At 44.9% G+C, this 12,358-nt stretch carries 8 protein-coding genes; 1 reads left to right on the forward strand and 7 read right to left on the reverse strand.

What is annotated here, in order from left to right; translation table 11 throughout:
* Positions 1-181: 181 nt before the first annotated feature.
* Complete coding sequence (locus HNR75_RS15055) at positions 182-991, reverse strand: undecaprenyl-diphosphate phosphatase (RefSeq protein ID WP_188027797.1); 810 nt, start codon at positions 989-991, stop codon at positions 182-184.
* Positions 992-1,206: 215 nt separating this feature from the next.
* On the opposite strand from HNR75_RS15055, the gene HNR75_RS15060 reads away from it, so the two are divergent.
* Positions 1,207-2,034 (forward strand): Cof-type HAD-IIB family hydrolase, encoded by an 828-nt coding sequence (locus HNR75_RS15060; RefSeq protein ID WP_188027798.1) that lies wholly within the window; start codon positions 1,207-1,209, stop codon positions 2,032-2,034.
* A gap of 576 nt (positions 2,035-2,610) precedes the next feature.
* Here HNR75_RS15060 and HNR75_RS15065 read toward each other — a convergent pair.
* The 6 genes from HNR75_RS15065 to HNR75_RS15090 are packed head-to-tail and all read right to left on the reverse strand — an operon-like array spanning position 2,611 to position 11,972.
* The gene (locus HNR75_RS15065; RefSeq protein WP_188027799.1) at positions 2,611-5,850 is read right to left on the reverse strand and encodes a DEAD/DEAH box helicase; all 3,240 of its coding nucleotides are present in this window, start codon (positions 5,848-5,850) and stop codon (positions 2,611-2,613) included.
* Positions 5,847-6,644 (reverse strand): hypothetical protein, encoded by a 798-nt coding sequence (locus tag HNR75_RS15070; protein WP_188027800.1) that lies wholly within the window; start codon positions 6,642-6,644, stop codon positions 5,847-5,849. The genes HNR75_RS15065 and HNR75_RS15070 overlap by 4 nt, the downstream gene beginning before the upstream one ends.
* Positions 6,644-7,780: a restriction endonuclease subunit S gene (locus HNR75_RS15570; protein ID WP_188027801.1), complete on the reverse strand. Its 1,137-nt coding sequence runs from the start codon at positions 7,778-7,780 to the stop codon at positions 6,644-6,646. The genes HNR75_RS15070 and HNR75_RS15570 overlap by 1 nt, the downstream gene beginning before the upstream one ends.
* Before the next feature lies 1 nt (position 7,781).
* Complete coding sequence (locus tag HNR75_RS15080; RefSeq protein WP_175463831.1) at positions 7,782-9,350, reverse strand: class I SAM-dependent DNA methyltransferase; 1,569 nt, start codon at positions 9,348-9,350, stop codon at positions 7,782-7,784.
* A 20-nt stretch (positions 9,351-9,370) separates the two neighbouring features.
* On the reverse strand, positions 9,371-11,761 hold the full coding sequence (hsdR, locus tag HNR75_RS15085; RefSeq protein ID WP_188027802.1) for an EcoAI/FtnUII family type I restriction enzme subunit R: 2,391 nt from the start codon (positions 11,759-11,761) through the stop codon (positions 9,371-9,373).
* Position 11,762: 1 nt separating this feature from the next.
* A complete protein-coding gene (locus HNR75_RS15090; RefSeq protein WP_188027803.1) occupies positions 11,763-11,972 on the reverse strand; it encodes an excisionase family DNA-binding protein in 210 nt (69 codons plus the stop codon).
* Positions 11,973-12,358 lie beyond the last annotated feature (386 nt).

Here is a 12,358-nt window from a genome sequence, read left to right on the forward strand (position 1 = left end):
ATCTTTACTGACGTAACTCGCTGATTCCTCAGTTCGTTGCGGCGTCTGCCGTGTCAGTGAGGGCGCATTATAGGGAGCAAAGTTTTTTGATCAACCCCTTTTTTGCAAGATCTTTTCTGATTGCTGCTTTTTACAGCAAATTGCCGTTATATCCAGCAATTTGCTGTGTTAAAGGCTGAAATTACGCTGCTGACGTAAAGAAACCTGCGTATGACAAGATCAAAATGATCACACCTGCGATGATTCGATAAACTGCAAAACCACGGAAATTGTGCTTACTGATATAACGTAATAACCAACCGATAGAGAGTAAGCTGACAATAAATGAAGATATCAGACCCACACTGATGTTAACGATACCGTGCTCACCGACTCCGTTCAGATCTTTGAGCAGCGAATAAATACTGGCAGCGCCCAGAGTTGGAATAGAAAGGAAGAAACTGAATCCTGTCGCAGTAGAACGATCCAGACCGGTTAACATCCCACCCATGATGGTCGAAGCGCTACGGCTTACACCAGGGATCAAAGCACATAACTGAGCACAACCAATCGCCAGGGCCTGCTTGAGGGTGATCTGCTCAAATGCCAGTGTGCGGGGTTTAAACGCTACACCTTCGATCCACCACATGATAATACCGCCCACGATCAGACTGCATGCTACAGTAACGCTGTTGAACAGGTATTCCGTAATATAGTGGTGAAATGCCAAACCAACAAAGGCAGCAGGCAGGAAAGCGATGATCACCGCAGCCCAGAAACGGCGTACCGCAGCATCAGTGGCTACATTTTTCACTTGTTGCAGAATGGTCTGAAAGTAGAACCACATGACAGCTAGTACACCGCCGAGCTGAATAACAACTTCAAACGTTTCACTACCTTCAAATTTCAGTAGTTCTTTCGTGACAATCAGATGCCCAGTGCTAGATACAGGCAGAAACTCTGTTATGCCTTCCACGATCCCCATAATTAAACTATTCAAAATGTCTGACATACTGCAAATCCCAGTGCTAAATGCTCAAAAGAGCCGCAAGTTTACGTAAAGCCATATGGCAGAGCCAATATATTTCTCGTTGCGCTTATGACTAATAACTTAGTGTGATATCTCTGTTAATGGATAACCGGGATTTTTTCCTGTATCTGTCTCTTGAAAAAGAAACGTTAAAGTTTCAGCCTATGGTTAATAAATCAGACAAGAGATAGATGAACATGGCAGATATAGCTGTTATTGCCTTAGATATGGACGGTACATTATTAACCAGTGAGCATTCCGTAACCCCTGAAACGATTGACGCTCTGCAGCAAGCAAGAAGTAAGGGAATTGAGGTTATTCTGGTGACAGGGCGTCATCATATGATGGCCTGTCCAACTCACCATCAGCTGAAGTTGGACACCCCTTTGATTTGTGCCAACGGTGCTTATATTTATGATGCACAGACAGAACAAATCACTATCGGGAAACCATTACAAAGCTGGCAATGGCATCAATTATTCCCCCTGATTGACTCATTAAAACTGGATGCGATTTGTCATTTTTCAGACGGGATTGGTCACCGCCCGGATAATGAACATGTTCTTAAAATTAAAGATCACCTGTGTCACCTTCCATCAGGATTCAATAAGTACCCAAACTTTATTGAACACCGTTCTCTCGCCACCTTATGCGAAACCCATATACCTTTATGGAAAATAGAACTATCACATGCAACCGCCAAAGGGATTGATAGCTTTATCGCCGCATTACCTGAAAATTTAGCGATTAATTATGACCGGACTGCACCTAATGGTCTGGAAATAGTCAATATGGGTAATAGTAAAGGTAACCGTCTGGCTGAGTGGGTGGTAAACCGAGGGATGAATCTGGAGCAGGTCATTGCATTTGGTGATAACCACAATGACATCAGTATGTTTCAGAAAGTTGGCTTAGGCGTGGCTATGGGTAATGCGACACCAGAAGTACAACAATACGCTGATTTTGTCACCTGCAGCAATGATGATAGTGGTATTGCATCTGCCCTGCACCGCTGGGTACTGTAAGCGGATAATGCAACAAGCCAGGGAAATTTCATTCCTGTAGGTTGACATTATATTCTTAAACTAAAACACCCTTTTTTGATGAAAAATCAATCAATTTAGGGTGTTTTTTTACATTTAATTCAAGAATAAATATTAGAAAAAAATAATATAAAGCCGTATTTTTTTAACAAAACTTTCTTAAACTTTTATAGTTGATTGTTGTTAATTAAGAACTAATCCATGTTTTTATAACACACTGCACCATTCTGGCGTTCAAATCATGTGTGTATGTTCAACAATAGAAAGATGTCTTAAAAATCATCACCGAGCATATTAATCGATTTTCCAGTCACATCACCGATAGAAACACTAAGCAGCAGTTGCCTACAATAATCAGGGAAATAACGGCGGTATTGTTTTTCGCCGAAGTCTGACTGTCATCAGAAATATGGTTGTTCCCCCAATTTGCAAAAGATGACTTTTAACACATGTATAGTCTTATCAATCCAACTGTCATTGGTGATAGTGTATTATCTGCATTTTGGGTGTAGCTAATGCTGCTAAGTGATTGTGGTGGTGCAAAAATAAACTCTCCGTTTAACCTCCGGAAAGTCGCTTCCACACCTTTAAATAGTCCTCACCAGACAGTGATGAATTATCAGGCCTTAAACGAGCCCAATCATCTGATTTCAAAGATTTCAAATATTCACTGGCTTTTCGAGGCGACAGAGTATTTTCCGCACCAGCTTCGGTTCGAGCCTTAAAGTCTTCACCGGCACGTTCAGCAATGCTTCGTGGAACGCTGTTCATGCGCATCAAAACACCTTCTTCGGTTTTCACACCATGGTAAAGCATCGCAGGGAGGTTATTTAATCTACGCTTTTCTTCGTCTGTCATGGCTTCAAAATCAAGCCCTGAAGTTGGCATTTTACTTAATGCCGACAACCCCCAAGCGCCATTGTTGGCCAAGTCTCTATACACGGCTCTACAAGCTTTAGAGATTTGATCTGTAAGGTTATCACCTTCAAAATAAGTCTTCGCTATAGATTCAATGGAACTACCTGTTACCCAAGCCTGGGTAATATCAGCAAGTTTCCGATGACTATTACCTTGCCCTTTACTGATTTCTCGCAAGCTCTCTTGTAACTGTGGAACCCTGAGCATAATCCCCATTAAGCTTGGCAACACAGACTTCGATTTATCGCCAAACAGACTCGAAGGCTCCCAATCTGCAAGCGTTAATTTGTTTTCAAGGTTATTCAAATCCAATAATGTTGAACGAACTCCCTCTGGTGAGAAGCCGGTAACATCAGCCAACGATGCATTTTCTGGATGCTCAGCTAACTGTCTAACATATCCTTTAGTGGCCTCAAGAAGAGCATCGGCTTTTTCTTGCGAAGCTTGATCAGCCTTAGCTCGAAGAGAACCAAACCCGTAGGTATTTCGCAATAATTGTTCGGCCTCACCAATCACAACGTCCAAGTTACGTTTTTCATTCCACAAATGAGCGATATAGCTTCTGAAGTCAGCCCATTGCTCTTGCTGCATAATCCAAGATAAGTTTGCTAATTCACCCGCAGCTTGAAGATCATCCAGCATCCCTTCCAGTCGAGAAACTAACGATGCGGTTGCGTCACTAACATACTGTCTGATTTCATTCGGCTGTGCACCTGCTGCAATACCGATAACGCCGACGCTGTCGTGGCCTATACGCCCAGCACGCCCCGCGAGGTTCCAAAATGCCCGATGCGACATTTCATTGCCGTAAGGCAATTTTCTCGTCGCAAGAAAAACTGATGAAACAGGGAAATTAAGCCCTTGTGCAATGGTTGTCGTCGCACACATCACTCGAATATGGCCAGCTTCTGTAAGCCACTCGATTAATGAAAGCGCCTCAGCAGGTAAACCAGCATGATGCACAACGACACCTTTTGACAGCATATCAATTAACTCGAAGTCTTCACTAATCTCAGCAGCAAGAAAACGCTGAACCAATTTAATGTCTTCGTGCACCTGAACGAAAGGTTCAAGCTCTGCGGCAACTTTACGAGCAATACTCCAAGCATCTGGAATCGTCTGCGCTACAGCAATGCTAGTACCGCGCTTAGAGAACACCTTAGCCATAGCGACAGCTTGTGTCGTTACACCCTTAGCCTTTGTATAATTCAGCTTTTGCAGAGGCCTATTACCATCTACTTTATGGGTTCCCTTAAGGTGAATCGTCCGTTGAGTGGTCGTCAAAGTTTCAAAACTTAAACTCCAATCACCAGCTTTTTCACCTTTATGAATATCAAATAGACCAACAATTCTCTCATTGGGTTGCCAAGCAGAGGTGCCCAAGCTAATGCTTCGGCCACGATCAGCCGCTAGCCATTGAGCTAAATCGTTAGCATTCGGAACAAATGGCATCAAGAGTAAGAAGTTCGCCCGAGGTGATTCTTGCTTAATCGTTGCAAGCAGAAGTTCAATCCGCAATCCACGCGATTCATCTTCAATATTGTGAGCTTCGTCCATAACGACCAAAGCAAGTGGGCGAGCTACTTTTTTATTCCTCATCACCAATTGAAGTTTCTCTGGTGTAGCAACCAAAACCTGAAAAGCACGTGCTTGATCCAAAAGAGCTTCTTCAAAGGCATCCACTTCAACGGCGCCAGTTAACGGCTCAACTTGAATACCTAATGGGCCAAAATCTTCACGTAATCGACGGGTAATTTGAGAAACCAAAGCGCGAGTTGGCGCAACATAGGCCACCCAACCATCATCCTGATCAAACTGATTCAGCGCTTGCAACATGCGGAACTGTGCCAGCGCGGTTTTACCGCCGGATGTAGGCAAATCAACAATTACCGCTCTACTGGCTTGATCGAGTAAACCTTGCTCTTGCAGTGCCGCTCGTTGCGGAGGTAACAGTTCAAATAAGCTCTTGTGCTTAGTCACATGGGAAACAAAGCGGGTCACACGGGAGTTAACCGTATGCGCCACCCACCATAAAGAGCCAGCGACCATTTTTCGGCTTGCGACATGTAACCAGCGTAAAATCATTTCGAGCTGCGGGTCTTTCGAGGCTTGTGCCGCTTTTTGCGCCGCTTCAAAATGCTGATCTAATTGTGCATCGATCGCTACCGGTTCGCCTTGCAGCATGTACACCGCTAAACGCTCTGTTGCTTTGGCCCAGTGATAAAGCGCCACTAAACGCATTGCTATGCTTTGCGCCTCTGCACCTTGAGTTTGTTCTAGTAACGCTTTTTCGTAGTTCGCTTGATCGTTTCGTAAACCAAGTACAATCTCTGAAATCTGATCTAAGTCGTCCCAGCGGTTTTTACGTAGTAGTCGTAACCAACAATCAAAAATTCGGTAAAGCAGACGCTTATCCCAAGTAACACCTGCCACACTGGGTACTGCTAATGTACTGTTCTGCTCTTCAAACCATCGACGTAAATCGGTCCAGCGATCGGCGCAATACGCCAAACCCGACACATGCAACACATGAAACAAGCGCGCCTCATTGTCACTCGGTACGGGTAACACACGATAAAGCCCGAACGCTCGAAACGCGCCAGCTTGTGCAAGCTCACGAATATTTTTATTGTCCTGATTGGCAACAGGGTGCAACAAAGCGCCAATGCCTTCGATCGCGGCCAACTCATACGCTGTTGCTACTTGCTCTAACAAGTCACTGTCAAACTCAGTTGCCGCATGTTCGAGTAGATTACCCAGCGCCACATCAACCAAGCGCCGCTCCGCCATTTCCATAGCCGTATCACGCCGCTCAGCGCTAATGGACTGAACAGCCCAATGCTGATCTACCTGTAGTAAGTGCTCTTGTGAAAGCGTCATGACGCCTCCTGCATAGCCGCTTGAGCACGAGCAGACAGCGTACCAATCATGTTTAGGGGAAGGTATAAAGCGTACATTTCAATATCAGTTTGCACTGGACAATCGGCCGCCAGTGCTTTTGCTCGGCCAGCAATATCAGAAGCGCTTGGGGCAATATCGCGCACCAAAACACCATAAACAGCAACGTCCGTTGTGTTCGAGCTCAAATAGCGTTTGGCAGCGCTTTTAAACATCGGTTCCCAAGGTGCTCGCACCGCATGGAGTCCTAAATAACGTAATAGGGCATCTTTTACTTGGCGATTATCTCGTAGCCCAAACAATTGGGTACCCAAGCTGGTCATCACGCTTGGTGGCGCTTTGTTCTCTTCAGACGTTTTTACTTCACCAAACGCAAAACGGTAGGAAAGCTCAGCATCGTTTACAGGTTGAAATCCAGTCAAATCGCACCCTGCTGGGCTGGCATTCGGGTTTTTAAGATCACGCCCTGTGGGCCACGGAAACACGCAATTGCCTTTATCTGCCACAAAGGCTTCGGCAATGGCTTCGCCTACTCGCCAATTATCTGGCACGGTTTCATCGATCAGCGCTTGGCGTAAACCCTCTTGCTCAAATTCCGTGCTCACCACACTGCCAAGTAACTCTTGGAGCTCATCATTGCCTGCGGTATCTTGCAAAATATGCTTTACGGGGCCAGCTAACATCTCGCTCACTTGCTCGTCCTGATAAGACAAGCCATGAGCAATAACAGGCTCGGTGCCAGCATCATAAGCAAGCGTCGGTGCAGGCATAGACATTAAACCAATTCTCCCTTAAAGGCTTTATCTAAAATTGAAGGCATCAGAGCCTCTAACTCAGTTGCATTTTCTGATTGAGCTTGTTTGATTTTTTCAACATAGCTTTGCAGTTGATTAAACCAAAGCTGCTTATCGTAATCAGGAACAGGAACCTTAATTTTCTCTAATCTTTTCATCGCTAAGGTTCGGTTTCGGTCTGCACTACCAGGCGAAGCTGCCTGTACTTGTTCAATACCCTCTTGAGTCAGAAGATAAAACGCCAGAAAGTTTGCAGTTGTTACCCCTTCTACAGGCACACATGTGATATATCTGTGCGACCCAACTCGACCGTGATCATTATCTCCAGCAGCAGCAATAGCGCCTTCCCAAGCCTTAATATTACTTAAGACCAGATCACCAGAGTGGACGGCATACAGCTTTTGCCAATCGAGTTCCGCACCGATTAACGTGGGCTTGTGGAAAATACCTTTGCCAAAAGACCGAGCACCCAGTTCTGGATATTCGCCATTAACTGTAATTTCAATTTGTCTTCTAACAATCGGAGCCACTTCCGACATCGGCTTGTAGACAGCGCCTTCAATTAACTTATGAAAGGCACTACTCAGCATTGCTTGCGCATCAGCCAACACTGTAGATCTCAAATCAATAACAGCGCTTCTCTTTTGCTCCAATAGCTGGATGCTTTTTACAATACTCTTTTGTTGTTCTATCGAAGGAAGCTCAATATCTAATCTTTCAAAAAATATTTCTTTGAATCTGTTTCGTGTTCCAGGCGTGGAGCCAGAGCAATCAGCTTCAACCATTTTTTGGACATGAGGAAGACCAAACCAATAAACCAAATATTCAGGTATTACTTTTGATGTATCTAATTCATACAAAGGAAATTCATTAGACACATAACAACCATCCATCTCCTCAGGTATAAGTCCAAACGACCCTTGCCAAGCAAACAATCGGCTGTAAATAAAATCACCAGCTTTAACTTTATTTAGCTTTGCGGCTGATATTTCTGAACCTGACTTGGTTTCTCTAATAAATGGTCCGCCAATTTTAGAGCGCATGCCAAGCATTCTATAAACCTGACCAGACTCAACTGGCTCATATCTATCGATTTGTAGCGCAAAATCACCGATCATATTAGATTTCCGCCTGTAAATGCGCTTTCATTTCTTTCAGCAAATCCAATATTTCTAATTCTTTTCCTTGTATTTTTTCAATTAATTGAATTGGCGGTAAATGCTCAAGCGCCTCTAAACTATAAGGATTTTTACGATCTAGATTAACTTCGAGAAGTTTGCCATCGTCATGATACTTGAGAACATCATTAGCCTTTATAGTCCAAGCTTGATTTGTAACTTTGCGATTACCCCACCATGCTAGGCAGTCACTAAACTCACAATACTCCATCGGTTTAGTCTTGGTGTATTTTTTTCGGCCTTCCGGTGTCTCTATTTGATAGAACCAAATATCTTCTGTTGGGCCAGAACGATCAAAGAAAAGAACGTTTGCTGGAATGTCGGTATAAGGCGCGAATACCCCTTCCGGCAAACGAACAATGGTATGCAGATTAAAGTTCTTTAACAGCTCTTCTTTAATGCGTGCGCTGATACCATCACTGAATAACGTGCCATTTGGTACAACAACCGCGGCGCGACCGCCATTGTCTGAACCATGACCAGGGCGTTTGAGTTTACGCATGATCAATTGAAGGAACAGCATTGCGGTTTCGGCGGTTTGCATATCTTCCGGGAAGTTACCAAGAATGCCTTTTTCTTCCTCACCACCAAACGGTGGGTTGGTTAAGATCACATCCACACGATCTTTGTCGCCCATCTCTCGTAGTGGAAAACGCAGGCTATTTTCTGGGTCAATTCTTGGGTATTCCAAACCATGCAATAACAGGTTCATTTGTACCAACAGGTAAGGCAACGATTTGGCTTCACCGCCAAAGATACTGCTTTCTTGCAATACTTCGCGGTCTTCGACTGTTTTACACTGGCGCTCTAGGTGTTCGAACGCTTCAACCAAAAAACCACCCGTGCCGCAGGCTGGGTCCAATACAGACTCACCCAACTGCGGGTCCATCACCTCAACCATAAAGCGAACCACTGGACGCGGAGTATAAAACTCGCCGGAGTCGCCAGCAGCATCGCGCATTTCACGCAGCATGGTTTCGTAAAGGCGGCTTAAGGTGTGCATCTCTTCAGATGAGTTGAAATGAATGCCGTTTATTTTGTCGACAACATCACGTAACAAATAGCCGTTGATCATGCGGTTTTGCATGCCTTTAAACACGGTCGCAATCACATCTCTGCGATCACCACCGTTGTCACCTTGCAGGCTACGCAAGTAGGCAAACAAACCGATGCCACGCGTGCCATCAGGTCGCATTGCTTCATCATTGTTAATAAAGGCAATCAGCTCGTCGCCGGTGATACCACCTTCAATTGCTGCCCAGTCTCGCCAGCGGTATGGCGCTTCGATGGCTGGCTGAAAGCTTTTTCCTTCTAGCACGGCTTCGGTTTCTCGCATTTGTTCTAAGTCGTCGAGAAACTTCAAAAACATGATCCAAGTGAGCATTGGCAGGCGGTCGAGATCGCCATTTAAGCCTTTATCTTTACGCATGATTTGCCGAGACGATTTAACAATCGCACCTAATTGCTGGGCGGTGGTCATCGGCTGATCTGCTTTCTTTGTTCGTGCCATAAATCGTGTCGTCACTTCTGTTATTGCTGGCTATAGAGCAGCGTTTGTAATTGGTCCACGGCGTTTTTCATTTGCAATGCGCCGCCAAAGAGATTGGCTATTTCCATCACATTGCCATATTCAGAAATAGGCGGTACCTGTAGCGAATCCGGAATACTGAATTGCTTGGGGCCGTGGTCGGTGTATTTGTCCAGTAAAGACGTTAAGATCGCGCGGGCCTCTGGGCCGTACTGATCAAAAAAGTCCGGTTTGTTTTTCTTCAAATAGTCAGCGCGCTCTTTTCTGGTTCGCAGCGGTACGTTAAATGCTATGTGACAAAGTAAATCCAATGGATCTGCATCGGTTTTACCCGACTCTGCCACCAAATCATCAAACTGGATCCCGCGCTCTTGTAATTCGAGAATGATCTCTTCTCTCTTTAACGGGTTAGCCCAGCTATCTTTTAGTTCATCCAGTGAGGAAAAGAGGGTCTTTACCTTTTCTGCGGTGTAGTCGGTATATTGGATGACACGAAGCTGTTTACCGTCTTCGTCTAACTCATAGACCAAATGAGACGTAATTTTAACGCTGCCACCGTCTACGTAGTACTTTCTCGGTTCGTGCTCCTCTTCATCATCAGCGCCTTCACCTTCAGTATTCACTTCGTATTCAACCGTCTCTTCAGCAACCTCTAACTCTTCACTCTCTGGTGTTAAAGTGTCATCCACCACTTCTTCACCGTCCTCATCAATCACCACTTCATCTTCAATTTCTGGGTAACCGTCAAAGTCAGGATCAGCAAAATTTTGTGTGGCGGAGCCGGTATAATCAATGATGTTGAACCACAGCTTGCCGTAATCTTCGCGTAGGCGAGTACCACGGCCCACAATTTGCTTGAACTCACTCATTGAGTTCACAACACGCGCAAGCACAACATTTTTACAGGTTGGCGCATCGACCCCCGTTGTTAATAGCTGTGAAGTGGTCAGTATCACTGGGGTACTGGTTTCCAACTCTTGAAAACGACTGAGGTGCCCTTTGCCAATTTTCCCTTCTTCTGATGTCACACGTGCAACGTAATCTGGATGCTTGCGTGTCAAGTCAGAATTCAAGTTATTGAGCGCCCGACGCATTTCATCGGCGTGTTCTTGATCGACACAAAACACGATCGTTTTTGCAAAACGATCGGTTCGCTTCATAAAGTCGGTGAGATGCTTAGCAAACGCATCTGTTCGAGCCTTTAACGCGATAACCCGTTCAAAGTCCTTGGTTTGGTATTCACCATCTGGGATTTCTCGTCCAAAGCGGTCTACATCGCCTTTGCTTGGTCGCCAACCTGCCGCATCGACTTCCGAAATAACTCGGTGTACGCGGTATGGCGCAAGAAATCCGTCATCAATACCTTGGCGCAAACTGTAGGTGTAGATGGGGTTGCCAAAATAGCGATAAGTATCGCGGTTATCTTCACGCAGCGGCGTCGCAGTCATACCGATTTGAAAGGCTGGCTCAAAATACTCCAGAATTTCGCGCCAGTTACTGTTGTCGCGGGCACTGCCTCGGTGACATTCATCAATGATAATTAGATCAAAGAAGTCTTGCGGAAATTCTTTATACAAGCCAGGACGACGCTCATCACTGGCAATGGACTGATAAATGGCAAAATAAATTTCACGACTTTTAACAACTTTGCCGCCTTCAATTTTGTGCCTGGCATCACCAAACGGGGTAAATGTTTTATCCTTTGGGTCATCGACCAACACATTTCTATCTGCCAAAAATAGAATACGAGGCTTTCTGTAGTCTCCCGTGCGATTCCAGCGAGCACTCCACAGCTTCCAACTAATTTGAAAAGCGACGACAGTCTTACCCGTACCCGTTGCCATCGTAATTAATGAGCGCTTTTTACCTTGAAGCACCGACTGAACTGCCCGGTTTATGGCTATTTGTTGGTAGTAACGCGGGGAATAACCCGAAACATGGTGGTAAGGGGACAGCAAGGTATCAAGATCTTCATCCTTTAAACCTTCATCGCCACAAAGCCGCTTGAATAACTCATCAGGGGTTGGGAAAAGCGACAATAAATGCTCTTCACCAGTGGTGTAGTCAAACTCTAGGATCTCATGACCATTGGTTGAGTAAGCAAACTTTAGCCCTAAGATTTCTGCGTAATCTTTTGCCTGTTGCATCCCTTGCCCTACAGGGCTGTTTTCAGGTTTAGCCTCAACAACGGCAATAGGAAAATCACGAGTGTACTTAAGTAAATAATCAGCTCGCTTTTGCTCCCCACGCTGAACTTTGCTGCCCTTAAATTGAACTCGACCATCGGTAAATGTGTACTGTTCAGTTATTGCGCTAGGATTGTTTTCCCAACCAGACTCTTTAAGTTTTGGCGTCACATAGACTCGACAAGTATCCGCTTCGTTCAAGGCCATACTATTTATCTTCCTTGTTATCTTCCTTAAAGACATCAGAAGCTCCGCCCGACCTTACCCACAAGTCTACTTCGTCAGCTTTAAACTTCCACGGTCTGCCTACCCGATGAGCTGGCATCGACTTCTTGTTGATCCACGCGTAGACAGTGTCCTTGCTTACACCCAAATGTTCTGCGATTTCTTCAACAGATAACCAGCGGTCTGTAGCCACAAGAGCACCAAAAGTTTAACAGATTAAAGTCAGTATTGAATTCTGACATAAAAATCGCAGTAGATATATTGGCTCAAATCAGATTAGAGCTGAATAAGGATGAATTAGTAGGAACAGGCTGGATTTATTGTCTTACACCCGGATTCGAGGCGGAGTATGAATTCGACGGATCGTGACTTGGGAAAAAACTCCTATCGATGCTTGATGACCGGAAACTATCACAGAACTGACTGAGCCAGCCTATTAATCTAATAACCGTTTAAGCCTATTAAGTCCTTGTATGGTTAATGAGTTCAATAAAACGGGTAAATTAGAGGCCCACCCTCAATGGCCGTTGAGGGTCTTTATGCAGTAGCTCGATTCAAGTTTGGCTCCTCATTGAGAGA

It is taken from the genome of Tolumonas osonensis, from assembly GCF_014202415.1.
In the GTDB taxonomy this organism is placed as follows: domain Bacteria; phylum Pseudomonadota; class Gammaproteobacteria; order Enterobacterales; family Aeromonadaceae; genus Tolumonas; species Tolumonas osonensis.

Excerpts from the sequence above, each read along its gene's own strand:
- HNR75_RS15570 (WP_188027801.1), bottom strand. The coding sequence starts at position 7,780 with ATGATCGGTGATTTTGCGCTACAAATCGATAGATATGAGCCAGTTGAG.
- hsdR (WP_188027802.1), bottom strand. The coding sequence starts at position 11,761 with ATGGCCTTGAACGAAGCGGATACTTGTCGAGTCTATGTGACGCCAAAA.
- HNR75_RS15080 (WP_175463831.1), bottom strand. The coding sequence starts at position 9,350 with ATGGCACGAACAAAGAAAGCAGATCAGCCGATGACCACCGCCCAGCAA.
- HNR75_RS15070 (WP_188027800.1), bottom strand. The coding sequence starts at position 6,644 with ATGTCTATGCCTGCACCGACGCTTGCTTATGATGCTGGCACCGAGCCT.
- HNR75_RS15065 (WP_188027799.1), bottom strand. The coding sequence starts at position 5,850 with ATGACGCTTTCACAAGAGCACTTACTACAGGTAGATCAGCATTGGGCT.
- HNR75_RS15055 (WP_188027797.1), bottom strand. The coding sequence starts at position 991 with ATGTCAGACATTTTGAATAGTTTAATTATGGGGATCGTGGAAGGCATA.
- HNR75_RS15060 (WP_188027798.1), top strand. The coding sequence starts at position 1,207 with ATGGCAGATATAGCTGTTATTGCCTTAGATATGGACGGTACATTATTA.